The sequence below is a fragment of the Microbacterium sp. NPDC064584 genome, from assembly GCF_040687315.1.
Taxonomy (GTDB): domain Bacteria; phylum Actinomycetota; class Actinomycetes; order Actinomycetales; family Microbacteriaceae; genus Microbacterium; species Microbacterium lacus.
The window spans coordinates 121,841-135,905 of the sequence record NZ_JBFBMZ010000010.1; the positions used below are offsets into that span (position 1 = coordinate 121,841).

12 protein-coding genes are annotated in these 14,065 nt (G+C 71.3%); 7 read left to right on the forward strand and 5 right to left on the reverse strand.

From position 1 onward, the window contains the following. Positions 1 to 9: 9 nt before the first annotated feature. Complete coding sequence (locus AB0P18_RS14275) at positions 10 to 885, forward strand: arginase family protein (protein ID WP_363360639.1); 876 nt, start codon at positions 10 to 12, stop codon at positions 883 to 885. Further along, complete coding sequence (locus AB0P18_RS14280; RefSeq protein ID WP_363360582.1) at positions 882 to 1,352, forward strand: histidine phosphatase family protein; 471 nt, start codon at positions 882 to 884, stop codon at positions 1,350 to 1,352. The genes AB0P18_RS14275 and AB0P18_RS14280 overlap by 4 nt, the downstream gene beginning before the upstream one ends. 111 nt (positions 1,353 to 1,463) lie before the next feature. Here the strand turns inward: AB0P18_RS14280 and hutI are convergent, their stop codons facing one another. The 3 genes from hutI to hutH form a co-directional block, all read right to left on the reverse strand. Continuing rightward, complete coding sequence (gene hutI, locus AB0P18_RS14285) at positions 1,464 to 2,732, reverse strand: imidazolonepropionase (protein ID WP_363360583.1); 1,269 nt, start codon at positions 2,730 to 2,732, stop codon at positions 1,464 to 1,466. Positions 2,733 to 2,817: 85 nt separating this feature from the next. Further along, complete coding sequence (gene hutU / locus AB0P18_RS14290) at positions 2,818 to 4,479, reverse strand: urocanate hydratase (RefSeq protein WP_363360584.1); 1,662 nt, start codon at positions 4,477 to 4,479, stop codon at positions 2,818 to 2,820. Between the two features lie 65 nt (positions 4,480 to 4,544). Then, on the reverse strand, positions 4,545 to 6,164 hold the full coding sequence (gene hutH / locus AB0P18_RS14295; protein WP_363360585.1) for a histidine ammonia-lyase: 1,620 nt from the start codon (positions 6,162 to 6,164) through the stop codon (positions 4,545 to 4,547). A gap of 61 nt (positions 6,165 to 6,225) precedes the next feature. Between hutH and AB0P18_RS14300 the strand changes: the two genes are divergently transcribed. Continuing rightward, on the forward strand, positions 6,226 to 6,999 hold the full coding sequence (locus AB0P18_RS14300) for an IclR family transcriptional regulator (protein ID WP_363360586.1): 774 nt from the start codon (positions 6,226 to 6,228) through the stop codon (positions 6,997 to 6,999). Positions 7,000 to 7,090: 91 nt separating this feature from the next. Here AB0P18_RS14300 and AB0P18_RS14305 read toward each other — a convergent pair whose 3' ends face one another. After that, entirely contained in the window at positions 7,091 to 8,104 is a 1,014-nt protein-coding gene (locus AB0P18_RS14305) for a LacI family DNA-binding transcriptional regulator (RefSeq protein ID WP_344054758.1), read from the reverse strand. A gap of 207 nt (positions 8,105 to 8,311) precedes the next feature. Between AB0P18_RS14305 and AB0P18_RS14310 the strand changes: the two genes are divergently transcribed. The 4 genes from AB0P18_RS14310 to AB0P18_RS14325 are packed head-to-tail and all read left to right on the forward strand — an operon-like array spanning position 8,312 to position 13,465. Beyond that, entirely contained in the window at positions 8,312 to 9,559 is a 1,248-nt protein-coding gene (locus AB0P18_RS14310; protein WP_363360587.1) for an extracellular solute-binding protein, read from the forward strand. Between the two features lie 2 nt (positions 9,560 to 9,561). Then, positions 9,562 to 10,656, forward strand: coding sequence for a sugar ABC transporter permease (locus AB0P18_RS14315; protein WP_363360588.1), 1,095 nt, complete (start codon positions 9,562 to 9,564; stop codon positions 10,654 to 10,656). Beyond that, positions 10,653 to 11,558: a carbohydrate ABC transporter permease gene (locus AB0P18_RS14320; protein ID WP_363360589.1), complete on the forward strand. Its 906-nt coding sequence runs from the start codon at positions 10,653 to 10,655 to the stop codon at positions 11,556 to 11,558. The genes AB0P18_RS14315 and AB0P18_RS14320 overlap by 4 nt, the downstream gene beginning before the upstream one ends. After that, complete coding sequence (locus AB0P18_RS14325; RefSeq protein WP_363360590.1) at positions 11,555 to 13,465, forward strand: glycogen debranching N-terminal domain-containing protein; 1,911 nt, start codon at positions 11,555 to 11,557, stop codon at positions 13,463 to 13,465. Before AB0P18_RS14320 ends, AB0P18_RS14325 begins: the two co-directional genes overlap by 4 nt. Here AB0P18_RS14325 and AB0P18_RS14330 read toward each other — a convergent pair. Then, positions 13,444 to 13,920 (reverse strand): YbaK/EbsC family protein, encoded by a 477-nt coding sequence (locus AB0P18_RS14330; protein ID WP_344054768.1) that lies wholly within the window; start codon positions 13,918 to 13,920, stop codon positions 13,444 to 13,446. The two genes, AB0P18_RS14325 and AB0P18_RS14330, sit on opposite strands and share 22 nt — an antisense overlap. Positions 13,921 to 14,065: the final 145 nt, after the last annotated feature.

Here is a 14,065-nt window from a genome sequence, read left to right on the forward strand (position 1 = left end):
AGCGTGGCTCTGCATGACGATCCCCTCTGGCCCCGCGCGGGCTCGTGGCCCGCTCTCGATGACCGCGACGTCGACCTCGCCCTGATCGGGGTGCCCGCGTGGCGCACGTCGCTGTCGCCGACGGGAGCCGGCGCGACACCCGCCGCCGTCCGCGAGGCGCTGCGCCGCTACAGTCCCGCCCTCATGGACGGTCCGATCGATCTCGGCGCACTGCGCGTCGCGGACGCGGGCGATGTGCCCGAACCCGACGGGCCGGAGGGAGAGGACGCGGTCCGCGCGCTCGCGGCCACCGCTGCGGCGCGGGCTCGGCTCGTCGTCGCCCTCGGCGGGGACAACAGTGCGACCTACGCCGTCGCACAGGGCACCGGCGCCGGGGGGCTCATCACGCTCGACGCGCACTTCGACCTCCGCGACGGTGTCTCCAACGGGTCTCCCGTGCGCCGGCTCATCGAGGACGGCCTCGACCCGCACCGCATCGCGCAGATCGGCATCGCGGACTTCGCCAACTCCGCCGCATACGCCCGCCGTGCCGCGGACCACGGCATCACCGTGATCACCCTCGACCAGGTGCGTCGACGCGGTGTGGCCGATGTGATGTCCGAAGCGCTCGAGGTCGCGGGCGTCGGGGGCGGCGGCATCCATCTCGACGTCGATGTCGACGTGTGCGATCGCTCGGTCGCTCCGGGATGCCCCGCGAGCATGCCCGGGGGCCTTTCCGCGTGGGAGCTGCGCGCGCTCGTGCGCGCCGCGGCACTCGATGCGCGGGTGATCTCGGCGGACATCGTCGAGGTCGATGCGACAGCGGATGCCGCGGACATGCGTACCGTGCGGCTCGCGGCGCTGTGCGTCCTCGAGCTGCTGGCCGGAGTGGGAGGACGCTCGTGATCCGGCTGGTGCTGGTGCGGCACGCGAAATCGGACTGGGGCGACCCGAGCCTGGACGATCACGACCGGCCGCTGAACGACCGAGGACTGCGGGATGCGCCGCGGATGGCGCGTGCGCTGGCCGAGACCGGATTCCGGCCGGATGTGATCCGCTCAAGCACCGCGCTGCGCGCGCGGACGACCGCGGAGGCCTTCGCGGCGCAGTTCGACGTCGGCGTGGATCTGGTGCCGGAGCTCTACGGCGCCCCGGCGGGGACGCTCCTCGCCGCCGCCGCCGCGACGCGGGCGGAGCGGGTCATGATCGTCGCGCACGACCCCGGCATGACCGTGCTCGCCGAGCGCCTGTCGGGCGGCGGCATCGCGCACATGCCGACGTGCGCGATCGCGACGTTCACCTGGGCGGAGGACGACTGGGACGTCGCGGCCGCGGTCGACCCCGCGGAATGGACGTTCGACAGCCCGCGCTGAGGGAGTGTCCGCGCACCGCGTGCGCACAACTCCCGCATTCCGGGTCCGGCTTGGACCGCGTCCCGCGGAAGGACGCGACCGAGCGACCGGCCACGTCGCGTTCTGCGGGAGTCATGAACGCGCGGTGACCGCGACCCCGTCCTTCCACACCGTCCGCAGGAGCGGAACCCCGGGCCGGTAGGCCAGATGCGTGCGGGTCGGCGCATCGAGCAGCACCAGATCCGCGCGCAGACCGGGCGCGATCGCCCCGACATCGTCGCGGCGCAGGGCGCGGGCGCCGCCCGCGGTCGCGGCCCACACCGCTTCCGCGGTCGTCATGCCCATCTCGCGGACGGCGAGCGCGATCATGAGCGGCATCGAGCTCGTGAAGCTCGACCCCGGATTGCAGTCGCTCGCAAGAGCGACGGTCACCCCCGCATCGAGCAGTCGGCGCGCGTCCGGGTACGGCTGGCGCGTCGAGAACTCGACGCCGGGCAGCAGGGTGGCGACCGTGTCGGAGCCGGCGAGCGCGGTGACGTCGTCGTCGCTGAGGTACGTGCAGTGATCCACGGATGCCGCGCCGAGCGCTACCGCGAGCTGAACGCCCTCCCCGTGACCCAGCTGGTTGCCGTGCACCCTGGGCAGGAGACCCCGCGCGATCCCGGCGGCCAGCACCCGACGGGACTCGTCGGGGGTGAAGGCGCCACGCTCGCAGAAGACGTCGACCCATCGGCTGTGCCGGGCGCAGGCGTCCAGCATCCGGCCGCACACGAGATCGACGTACTCGTCGCGCCGCTCGGCGAACTCGGCGGGCACGACGTGCGCTCCGAGGAACGTGACCTCCGACGTGACCTCCGCCGCCAGACGAGCCAGCCGCTCCTCATCCGTCACGGTGAGCCCGTAGCCCGTCTTCACCTCGAACGTCGTCGTGCCCTGGGCGTGGAGTTCGTCGACGAAACCCGCCAGTCGCCGGCGCAACGTGTCATCGCGCGCCGCGCGAGTGGCCTCGACCGTCCGCCGTATGCCGCCCGCGGCATACGGCACCCCGGCCATGCGGGCTTCGAACTCGTCGGCACGGTCGCCGCCGAAGACGAGGTGGGTGTGCGCGTCGACGAAACCGGGCAGCACGGCCCGGCCCCCGGCATCCACGATCTCGACGTCATGGGCCCGCGAGAGTGCATCCCCACGCCGAGATGTGGGGAAATCCCCTCCGTTTCGGCGGTCCGATGCCGTTTCGCGGTCTGAGAGCGCGAGGCCGGCGGCGTCGGACGCGGGGGCGACCCACGCGATGCGGCCGCCTTCGATCAGCACGGCGGCGTCGTGCAGCGTGCCGCATGCGTCCCCGGGTGCCGCAACGTTCGTCGTGAGCTCCCCGATGTTCGTGATCAGCGTCGCGCGCATCGCTCTCCCCCCGGCATCCACTGTCCACGACACGCCGCACGGCACGCCGCCGCAACGGCGCGTCGTGGACACTCGACCCGGGCGTTCACAGCATCGGCACCTTCAGGCCGCGCTCCACCGCCACCTCGCGGGCACGGTCGTAGCCGGCATCCACGTGGCGCATGACCCCGGTGCCGGGGTCGTTCACGAGCACGCGCGCGAGCTTCTCGGCGGCCAGCGCCGTGCCGTCCGCGACCGTGACCTGACCGGCGTGGATCGAACGGCCGATGCCGACGCCGCCGCCGTGGTGGATCGAGACCCAGGAGGCGCCCGACGCGGTGTTCAGCAGCGCGTTCAGCAGCGGCCAGTCGGCGATCGCGTCCGAGCCATCGGCCATCGCCTCGGTCTCGCGGTACGGCGAGGCGACCGAGCCGGCGTCGAGGTGGTCGCGTCCGATCACGATCGGTCCGGAGAGCTCGCCGGATGCCACCATCTCGTTGAACTTCAGGCCGGCCAGGTGGCGCTCCTGGTAGCCGAGCCAGCAGATGCGCGCGGGCAGTCCCTCGAAGTGCACGGTGTCGCCGGCCTTCTCGAGCCAGCGCACGAGCGCGGCGTTCTCGGGGAAGAGCGCCTTCACCGCTTCGTCCGTCTTGCGGATGTCCTCCGGGTCGCCGGACAGCGCCACCCACCGGAACGGACCGCGCCCCTCCGCGAACTGCGGGCGGATGTAGGCCGGCACGAATCCGGGGAACTCGAACGCCCGGGTGAAGCCGCCCAGCTGCGCCTCTGCGCGAATGGAGTTGCCGTAGTCGAACACGGCGGCCCCGGCATCCTGGAACCCGACCATCGCCGCGACCTGCTTCGCCATCGAGCCGCGGGCCCGGTCGGTGAACCCTGACGGGTCGCGCTCCGCCTCGGCCCGCCAGTCCTCGACCGACACGCCGACCGGCAGATACGCGAGCGGGTCGTGCGCGCTCGTCTGGTCCGTGACGATGTCGATCGGGATGCCGCGCTGCAGCAGCTCGGGGAACACGAGCGCCGCGTTCCCCACCACACCCACCGAGAGGGCCTCCCCGGCTGCCCGGGCGGCCACGACGCGCTCCACGGCGGCGTCGAGATCGGTGGTGTACTCGTCCAGGTAGCCGTGGTCGACCCTGCGGGCCAGACGCGACTCGTCGACGTCGACGATGAGCACCGCGCCGCCGTTGAGGGTCACCGCGAGCGGCTGTGCGCCGCCCATGCCGCCGCATCCGCCGGTCAAGGTCAGCGTGCCGGCGAGCGAGTCACGCCCGAGCGACCGCGCCACCGCGGCGAATGTCTCGTAGGTCCCCTGCAGGATGCCCTGCGTACCGATGTAGATCCACGATCCGGCCGTCATCTGCCCGTACATCGTCAGCCCGAGGTGCTCGAGCCGGCGGAACTCGGGCCACGTCGCCCAGTCGCCGACGAGATTGGAGTTCGCGATCAGCACGCGGGGCGCCCACTCGTGCGTGCGGAACACGCCGACCGGCTTGCCCGACTGCACGAGCAGCGTCTCGTCGGGCTCGAGCTCATCGAGGGTGCGGACGATCGCGTCGTATGCCTCCCACGACCGCGCGGCCTTGCCGGTGCCGCCGTAGACGACGAGGTCTTCGGGATGCTCGGCGACCTCGGGGTCGAGGTTGTTCATGAGCATTCGCTTGGCGGCTTCGGCGCCCCAGCTCTTCGCGGTCCGTTCGGCACCGCGCGCGGCGCGGATCACACGGGTTTCAGGGGATGCGGTGGTCATGATGCGCGTCCTTTCGGAGGTCGAGGCTGCTCCAGATCAGGAGCTTCGGCTGAGACAGGAGGGATTCAGGCCTGTTCGGCCTGTACCGGCCGAAACTCCTGATCTGGAGAGAGGGAAGAGCCGGATGCCGCCACCGCGGCTTCTGCGGCGTCCGCGACCCGGCCCGAGAGCACGAGATCGGTCACCGCTTCGATGTCGGGTGAGAGGAAGTGGTCGTGACCCGGTCCGCGCACGACGGTGCGGACGAGATCACGGGCGGCGCCGGTCGCCGCCCCGGGCTGCAGGGGCGCGCGCAGATCGATCGCGCGGGCACCCGTGAGCACCTCGATCGCGAGCACCCGGGCGAGCCCGTCGACGCCTCGGCGCAGCTTGCGGGCGGCGGCCCAGCCCATCGAGACGTGGTCCTCCTGCATCGCCGAGGACGGGATCGAGTCGACGGATGCCGGAACCGCGAGCCGCTTGAGCTCGGACACGATCCCGGCCGCGGCGTACTGCGCGATCATGAGGCCCGAATCCACGCCCACCTCGTGCGCGAGGAACGGCGGCAATCCGTGGCTGCGGGCGGGGTCCAGGGCCCGGTCGGTGCGCCGCTCGGAGATCGAAGCGAGGTCGGCGACCGCGATCGCGAGGAAGTCGAGCACGTAGGCGACCGGTGCGCCGTGGAAGTTGCCGTTGGACTCGACCCGGCCGTCGTCGGTGATCACCGGATTGTCCACGGCGGAGGCGAGCTCGCGGCCGGCGATCATCGCGGCGTGATCGATCGTGTCGCGCACCGCTCCGTGCACCTGCGGTGAGCAGCGCAGCGAGTATGCGTCCTGCACACGGGTGCACACGGCCGGGTCACGGTGCGAGGCGACGATCGGCGACCCGGCGAGGAGCTGTCTGAGCCGCGCGGCCGACGCCGCCTGCCCGGTCTGCGGACGGAGGGCCATCAGATCGGCCGCGAACACGGCGTCCGTGCCGAGCTGGCTCTCGATCGACATCGCCGCGGCGACATCGGCGGTGCGCACGAGCACACCGAGGTCGTGGAGCGCGAGGAGCAGCATCCCGAGCATGCCGTCGGTGCCGTTGATGAGCGCGAGGCCCTCCTTCTCGCGCAGCGCGAGCGGCGTGATTCCGGCCGCCTCCAGCGCCGCGGCGGCCGGGACGAGCGTCCCGGAGGCATCCCGCACGTCGCCCTCGCCCATCGCTGCGAGGGCGACGTGCGAGAGCGGCGCGAGGTCGCCCGAGCAGCCCAGCGAGCCGTACTCGCGGACGATCGGGGTGATCCCGGCGTTCAGCATCGCCGCGTAGGTTTCAACGACGACCGGTCGCACGCCCGTGTGCGCGGTCATGAGCGTCTGCAGCCGCAGCAGCTGCAGCGCCCGTACGACCTCGCGCTCCACTTCGGCGCCGGTGCCGGCCGCGTGGGAGCGGATCAGGCTCGCCTGCAGCTGGGCGCGCCGGTCGGCGGCGATGAAGGTCGTCGCAAGAGCGCCGAAGCCGGTCGAGATGCCGTAGTGCGGTTCGGGGTCATCGGCGAGGCCGTCGACGAGCGTGCGGGATGCCGCGACGCGGTGCAGGGCAGCAGGGTCGAGCTCGACGCGCGCGGAGTGGCGGGCGACGGCGACGACGTCGGCGGGAGGCAGAGGGGCCGCACCCACGACGACGGTGAGGGCGGTACGGGAGTCCATGACGGTGGTCATGGCTCGATTCCACACCCGGACGCTCGCTGCAGACAGCGTTTCGTGGCATCCTGTGTCTGTCATGCCAGACAACACAGCGCGTACGCCGCAAGTCCCTGCGGCCGACCAGACCCTGCGGATCCTCTCCCACCTCGCCCGGCAGCGCGGTCCGGTCGCCGCGCGCACGCTCGCCGATGGGCTCGGCATCCCGCGCTCGAGCGTCTACCACCTCCTCGCCACGCTCGAGGAGCACGGGTTCGTGGTGCACCTGCCCGCTGAGCGCCGCTGGGGACTCGGCACCGCCGCATTCGAACTCGCCGGCGGCTTCGCCCGCCAGCAACCCCTCGCGCGACTCGGGCGGAGCCTTGTCGCGACGGTCGCCGACCGCACGGGCGAGAGCGCGCACCTCGCCGTCATGACCGGTCGCGATGTGCTCTACATCGTCGAGGAGCGCGCACCGCGACGGCCCGCGCTCGTGAGCGATGTGGGTGTGCGACTGCCGGCTCACCTCACCGCCACCGGACGCGCGATGCTCGCCGCACTCCCTCGCGAGCAGGTGCGCGCGCTGTACCCGGATGCCGCGTCCTTCGCCGATCGCACCGGCCGCGGCCCGGCCCGACCGGGCGAGCTGCGCGAGCTCCTGCGCCGCGTGCGCGCCGACGGCTACGCGACCGAGGACGGCGAGGTCACGCTCGGGCTGCGCTCAGTCGGCGTTGCGGTGTGTGATCACACCGGCTGGCCGATCGCCGCGATCGCCGTCACCTATCCGGAGGAGTCGACGGTGGATGCCGCGACGGTCGCGGCCGCGATCACGCCGTCCGCCGCGGAGCTCGGCCGCCGCATCGGAGGCCGGTGACGACGCCCTCCGACGCACGGCGAAACGGCCGCTCGTCTCACGGCGACGCGCGACACCATTCGTCGTCTGGAGGTCGGAGTCCGGGACGGCGTCAGCGCACGATCAGACGCGGCTCCACGAGCACGTGCTCGGGAGCCGCCGCCGGCGCGGTCACCGAGTGCCCCGACGGTCCCATGAGCAGATCGAGCACGGCGGAGGCGACGAGTTCGGGCGACTGCTCGATGCTGGAGATGCCGAGCGCCTCCGCGACGGGGGTGTTGTCGAAGCCGATCACCGGCAGGTCGCGGCGGCCGGCGTCGGCGGCGGCGAGGTGGGCGCCCACGGCGTGCGCGTCGCTCACGCAGATCAGGGCGTCCAGACCCGGCAGCACCGAGGGATCCGCGAACGCCGCGGCCATGACTTCGCGCGCCGCCGCGAGGCCGTCGACCGATTCGAACCGGGGGCCGGCGGCCCCGGCATCCGTCATCGCCTCGCGCCAGCCGCGTTCGCGGTCGTCGCCGGTTCCGCTGCCGTGCGGCCAGCCGAAGAAGCCGACGCGCGGACCGTTCGTGGACAGGGCGTACCGCGTCGCCGCACGCGTCCCTGCCGCACCGTCGACATCCACCCAGGTGTGCGCCGAATCGAAGACGTCCTCCCCACCCCACGGGCGTCCGAACGAGACGAACGGCACGTTGCGCTCGAGGAGCCATCCGGTGCGCGGATCTCCGAAGAACGTGCCGGTGACGACGACCGCGTCGATCTCGGCGCCGTCGATCAGGTCGGCGAGGCGCTCGATCTCCTCCTCGGCAGTGCGTGCGCTGTAGATGAGCACCCGCATGCCGCGTTCGCTCGCGCGCTCGGTGAGGGCGTGCACGAAACGGTCGAGGATCACCCCGGAGATGCCGCCGAGGTAGGGGTCGAGATGGATGCCGATCGTCGAGCTGCGCCGGGTGCGCAGACGCCGCGCCGCCGCGTGCGGGCGGTAGGCCAGTTCGGAGATCGCGCGCTGCACGCGCTCCCGGGTCTCTTCGCGCACGATGTCCGGCGCGTTCAGGACGTTCGAGACCGTCTGTCGAGAGACGCCGGCGACACGTGCGACGTCTTCGACCGTCGCGGGCTTGGCCATCCGCATCCCCTCTCCGTCTCGGCTTGAACGTTCACATCATCATGGTCACAGTAGCGGCCGAAGGGTTGACAGCAACGGTTTCCGGCTCGTAACTTTCTCATAGCGGCGGAATTTGATCGTTCAAAGTTTGAACGATCAAACCCTGCGCGGCGGCCGCGTCACCCCCCGCGGCGCTTCACACAGCGGTGTTTATCGAAGGAGACAGACATGACAAGGAAGACTCGCGCGATCGCGGGCGCCGGTGCGCTCACCGTCGCCGGTGCGCTTATCCTCAGCGGATGCGGCGGCTCCGGCTTCGACGACTCGAGCGGTGACACGCAGGGAGGCCTGACCTCTTCGGACGACGCGCTCGACATCCTGATCGGATCGAGCGGCGAGGCCGAGACGAAGGCCGTGGAGGACGCCGTCGCGGCGTGGTCGGCGGATTCCGGCGTCGAGGCGAAGGTGTCGGTCGCGAACGACCTCGCCCAGCAGCTGTCGCAGGGCTTCGCCGCCGGCTCGCCGCCGGACCTCTTCTACCTGTCCACGGATGCGATCGCCGGGTACGCCGGCAACGGCTCCCTCGTGGCCTATGGCGACGAGCTCGCCAACAAGGACGACTTCTACCCGTCGCTCGTGGAGAACTTCACCGTCGACGGCGACTTCTACTGCGCACCGAAGGACTTCTCCACCCTCGCGCTCATCATCAACACCGACCTGTGGGAGGCGGCGGGCCTCACCGAGGCGGACGTCCCGACCACGTGGGACGAGCTGGCCGCGGTCAGCAAGACCCTCACCACCGACGGTCGCGCGGGTCTCGCGTTCGGCGCCGAGTACCAGCGTGTCGGAACGTTCATGGCGCAGGCCGGTGGCGGCATGGTCGTCGACGGCCAGGCGGCGGCGAACAGCCCCGAGAACGTCGAGGCTCTCGAGTACGTCAAGTCCCACCTCGAGGACGGCACGTTCGCGTACGCCGCGGACGTGGGCGCCGGCTGGGGCGGCGAGGCGTTCGGCAAGCAGCTGGCCGCCATGGTGATCGAGGGCAACTGGATCGGCGGCGCGATGAGCGCGGACTACCCGGATGTCAACTACCTCGTGGCAGAGCTCCCGGCCGGTCCCGCGGGCCAGGGCACGCTGCAGTTCACCAACTGCTGGGGAATGGCCGCGGACAGCCCCAACCAGCAGGCCGCGCTCGATCTCGTCGAGTACCTGACCTCGACCGAACAGCAGCTCGCCTTCTCCGAGGCGTTCGGACCGATGCCGTCGATCACCTCCGCCGCCGACGCGTGGACGCAGGCCAACCCCGATCTGGCCGCGTTCCTCACCGGCGCCGACTACGCGCAGTTCCCGCCGAACCAGGAGGGTGCCGCCGACGTCGTCTCCGACTTCAACGCGCAGCTGGAGTCGCTGAAGACGGGTGACCCGCAGCAGATCCTCGATTCGGTCCAGGCCAACCTCGAGGCCGTGGTCGGCTGACCATGACCCTCCAGGTCCGCACCCCTCGTCGCGGCGCATCCTCCGGGATCCGCCACGGCGAGGGGGTCGCCGGATGGATCTTCACGGCCCCCGTGATCCTCATCCTCGGCGTGTTCCTCTTCATCCCGGTGCTCATGGCGCTGTGGGTGAGCTTCTCCGACTGGTCCGGACGTGGGAGCCCCCTCTCCCCCTCGGTCGGCTTCGTCGGCCTCGACAACTACGCGGCCGTCACGACCGGCGGGGGCCTCGCCGAGCGCAACTTCGGCATCGCGCTGCGCAACAACGCCTGGTACGTGCTGCTGGTCGTGCCCCTGCAGACCGCGCTCGCCCTCTTCCTCGCGGTACTGGTGAGCCGCGCGATCCTCCGCGGGCGCGGGTTCTTCCGCACCGCCTTCTACTTCCCGTCGGTGACGAGCTCGGTGGCGATCACGGTGCTGTGGCTGTTCCTCTTCTCGACGACGGGTGTGATCAACGAGGTGCTGTCCTGGGTCGGCATCGCCGGACCGAACTGGTTCAACGAACCCGAGGGCATCATCCACGCCGCCCTCGCCTCGGTCGGCATCACGTCCGGACCGGAGGCGCTCACCTCGAGCGGCTTCCTCGGGATCTCCTGGTGGGAGTGGCTCGCGGGTCCCTCCTTCGCGATGAGCGCCTTCATCCTGATGGCGATCTTCACCACGAGCGGCACGATGATGCTCCTGTTCATCGCGGCGTTGCAGAACGTCGGCGCCGAGCTCGGCGAAGCGGCGATGATGGACGGCGCGAACGGCTGGCAGCGGTTCTGGCGGATCACCCTGCCCCAGTTGCGCCCGACCCTGTTCACCGTTCTGACGCTGGGCCTGATCGGCTGCTGGCAGGTGTTCGACCAGATCTACACCGGCACGCAGGGCGGACCGGGCAAGACGACGCTCACTCCCGCGTTCCTCTCTTACCAGTCCGCCTTCAACGGGCAGGAGTGGGGTCAGGGGTCGGCGATCGCGTTCATCCTGTTCGTCATCATCATCGTGTTCACGATCTTCCAGCGCTGGGTGCTGCGCGAGCGGGCGGTCTCCAAACGGCGAGCGCGGCAGTACCAGGTGAAGGGACAGCAGCCATGACCACGACCGCGATCGGCGAGACCGCCGTACAGGAGGTCTCCCCCGCCGCGCCGACGCGCCGCAGGCGCTGGACGCCGGGGGTTCGCACCGCGCAGGTGCTGCTGTACCTCACCCTGATCGTCCTGGCGCTCATCTACATCTACCCGTTCCTGGTGCAGGTGGCGACGTCGTTCAAGACCGATGCCGAGGCGACGGCCAACCCGATCGCGCTCATCCCGTCGGTCTTCTCGTTCGCCGCGTACGAGCTGCTGTTCACCCGGAGCGACTTCCCGCTCTGGTTCATGAACTCCGCGATCGTGACGGTCTTCGTCACGCTCGGGCGCGTGTTCTTCGTGTCGCTCGCCGGGTATGCACTGGCACGTCTGACCTTCCGGGGCCGGGGCGTGATCTTCGCGCTCGTCGTCGCGGTGATGGCGGTGCCCGGCGTCGTGCTGCTGATCCCGAAATTCCTCGTACTGAATCAGATCGGCATCTACGACTCGTACATGGGCATGATCCTGCCGCTCCTGGTGGATGCGGCCGGGGTGTTCATCATGAAGAACTTCTTCGAGTCGATCCCCGTCTCGATCGAGGAGCAGGCCCGCATCGACGGCGCCGGGACGTTCCGCGTGTTCTGGTCCGTCGTCCTGCCGATGGCGCGCCCGGCGCTCATCACGATCATCATCCTGTCGTTCCAGGGGTCGTGGAACGAGCTCAGTCACTTCATCGTGTCCACGCAGTCGCCCGAGCTCACGACGCTCACGAAAGGCGTCGCGTCGCTCGCGTCCGGGCAGCTCAGCCAGGGCAACCAGTTCCCGCTGAAGCTCGCCGCCGCCGCCATCATGACGATCCCCGTCGCCGTGATGTTCTTCATCTTCCAGAAGCGCATCATGAACACCACAGAAGGAGCCCTCAAGGGATGACCGACTCGACCAGCCCGCCCGTCCAGCCCCTGCTGAGCGATGCCGTGATCGCGCTGCGCGCCCCCACCCAGGTGTGGTCGGGGCGCAGCGGCGACCTCGGTGCGAGCGCGATCGACGGGGTGTACCACGGCGACGTGCGGCACGTCCGGGCGGTCGCGCTCACTGTCGACGCAGCACGTCCCGAGTGGATCTCGGTCGCACCGCGCGGCGCGTCTGCCGTCGTCTTCGGCGGCCTGCTGCGTGCGCTGGATGATCCGACCCCCGACCCGAAGGTGCGCCTGCGACGCGAGCGGGTGGTCGGGGACGGCGTCGTCGAGGAGACCCTGACGGTGATCAGCCACCTCGACGAGCAGGTCGAGGTCGGACTCCGTGTGCGCATCGAACCCGACTTCGCGCCGCTGCAGCAGATCAAGGCCGGCATCGCCGGGCCCGAGGTGTGGACCGCGGTGACCGAGGCCCCCGGCTCGGTCACCGTCCGCGCCGCCGAGCGGTCCTTCGTGATCGATGCGCCGGACGCGGGCGTGGAGGTCGACGCGGACGGCATCACCCTGCGGTGGCGGGTGACCGCACTCCCCCGCGCCGCGGTGGCGGCATCCTGGACCCTGCGACTGGACGACCCGGGTCTGGTCGTGCGCGGGACGACCCGACCGGTGTCGTGGACGGTGCCGCACGTCGGCGGCGACCCGCGCGTGCAGCGCTGGATGGATGCCGCGCTCGGCGATCTGGACGCGCTCCGGCTCACGCTGCCCGACCTGCCCGGCGAGGAGTTCTACGCCGCCGGGGCGCCGTGGTTCCTGACGCTGTTCGGTCGGGACTCACTGTGGGCCGCGCGCCTCGCCCTGCCGGTGGATCACCGCATGGCGGCGTCGACGCTGCGGGTGCTGGCGCGCTTCCAGGGGACGCGGACGGATGTCGGCACCGCCGAGCAGCCCGGCAAGATCCTGCACGAGCTGCGCGGCGAGCCGCTCGTGATCCCCGGCGAAGACGTGATCCTGCCGCCGGTGTACTACGGGACGGTCGACGCGACGGCGCTGTGGGTCTGCCTGCTCGCGGACGCGTGGCGGGCCGGGATGCCCGAGGGCGAGGTGCGGGCGCTCCTGCCGGCACTGCGCGGAGCGCTGGACTGGCTGCTCCATCACGGCGACAGCGACGGCGACGGCTTCATCGACTACATCGACGAGACCGGGCACGGCCTGGCCAACCAGGGCTGGAAGGACTCCGGGGACTCGATCCAATGGCGCTCCGGCGAGCTGGCCGAGGGGCCGATCGCGCTGTGCGAAGTGCAGGGGTACGCGTACGAGGCGGCGCGCGCCGGGGCGGACCTGCTCGATCATCTCGGAGAGCCGGGATCGGCGGAGCTCCGCTCGTGGGCAACCACGCTGAAGGCCCGTTTCGCGGAGGCGTACTGGGTCACGACGGAGGAAGGGCGCTACCCCGCGATCGCGCTGGACCGGCACAAGCAGCCGGTGGACACCCTCACGAGCAACATCGGCCACCTGCTCGGCACCGGGATCCTCGAACCTGACGAGGAAGCCGAGGTCGCGGCCCTGCTGACCGGCCCGTCGATGCTGTCCGGCTACGGCGTGCGCACGATGTCCACGGGCGCGCGCGGATACTGGCCGCTCAGCTACCACGGAGGGAGCGTGTGGACCCACGACTCGGCGATCATCGCGCGCGGGATGGCGCTCGCGGGGCTGCACGATGCGGCCGCGACCGTCGTGGACGGGCTGCTCGCGGCCGCGGAGGGCTTCGGGTTCCGCATGCCCGAGCTGCACTCGGGCGACTCCGCCGCCGAGACGTCGGTGCCGACGCCCTACCCGGCCGCGTGCCGGCCGCAGGCGTGGTCCGCCGCGGCGGCGATCACCGCCGCGCAGATCGCGGGCGCTCAGTCGACCTTGACGACCTGACCGCCGGTGAGGGCGACGAGTTCATCGAAGGTCATCGGGAAGACGGTGTGCGGCGTGCCGCCCGCGGCCCAGATCTGCGGGTAGCCGGCGAGGTCCTCGTCGATCAGGGTGGGCAGCGGCGCCGGGTGGCCGGTCGGGGCGACGCCGCCGATCGCCTGACCGGTCGCCTCGCGCACCTGCTCGGCGCTCGCCCGTCGGATGCTCCCCCGTCCGGTGCGGGCGGCGAGCGCGGCGGTGTCCACGCGGTGCGCGCCGCTGGTCATGACCAGGAGGGGCGCGTCGTCGGACCAGAACACCAGGCTGTTCGCGATCGCGCCCACCTCGATGCCGAGCGCCGCGGCGGCGAGGGCCGCCGTGGACGCGGCATCCGGAAGCACGACGATCTCGCCCGTGATCCCCGCGGCGCGCAGGGCGTCGTGGACGAGGCGGCTGCGGGCGGGGAGCGCGTCGGTCATCCGTTCAGGATAGGTCCCTGCGCTTGTCCTGCGGTCCCGCGAAAGGGCACACGTGTCCGGCGACACGCCGTGCGGTGCATTCGGGCCTCTTTCGTCAGTGGCAGGGCGGGCTGGCGCGCAGGGACGACGCGCGCCAGGCTGAGAG

Excerpts from the sequence above, each read along its gene's own strand:
- AB0P18_RS14320 (WP_363360589.1), top strand. The coding sequence starts at position 10,653 with ATGACCACGACCGCGATCGGCGAGACCGCCGTACAGGAGGTCTCCCCC.
- AB0P18_RS14330 (WP_344054768.1), bottom strand. The coding sequence starts at position 13,920 with ATGACCGACGCGCTCCCCGCCCGCAGCCGCCTCGTCCACGACGCCCTG.
- hutH (WP_363360585.1), bottom strand. The coding sequence starts at position 6,164 with ATGACCACCGTCATGGACTCCCGTACCGCCCTCACCGTCGTCGTGGGT.
- hutI (WP_363360583.1), bottom strand. The coding sequence starts at position 2,732 with ATGCGCGCGACGCTGATCACGAACATCGGGGAGCTCACGACGAACGTT.
- AB0P18_RS14325 (WP_363360590.1), top strand. The coding sequence starts at position 11,555 with ATGACCGACTCGACCAGCCCGCCCGTCCAGCCCCTGCTGAGCGATGCC.
- AB0P18_RS14310 (WP_363360587.1), top strand. The coding sequence starts at position 8,312 with ATGACAAGGAAGACTCGCGCGATCGCGGGCGCCGGTGCGCTCACCGTC.
- AB0P18_RS14315 (WP_363360588.1), top strand. The coding sequence starts at position 9,562 with ATGACCCTCCAGGTCCGCACCCCTCGTCGCGGCGCATCCTCCGGGATC.
- hutU (WP_363360584.1), bottom strand. The coding sequence starts at position 4,479 with ATGACCACCGCATCCCCTGAAACCCGTGTGATCCGCGCCGCGCGCGGT.
- AB0P18_RS14300 (WP_363360586.1), top strand. The coding sequence starts at position 6,226 with ATGCCAGACAACACAGCGCGTACGCCGCAAGTCCCTGCGGCCGACCAG.
- AB0P18_RS14305 (WP_344054758.1), bottom strand. The coding sequence starts at position 8,104 with ATGGCCAAGCCCGCGACGGTCGAAGACGTCGCACGTGTCGCCGGCGTC.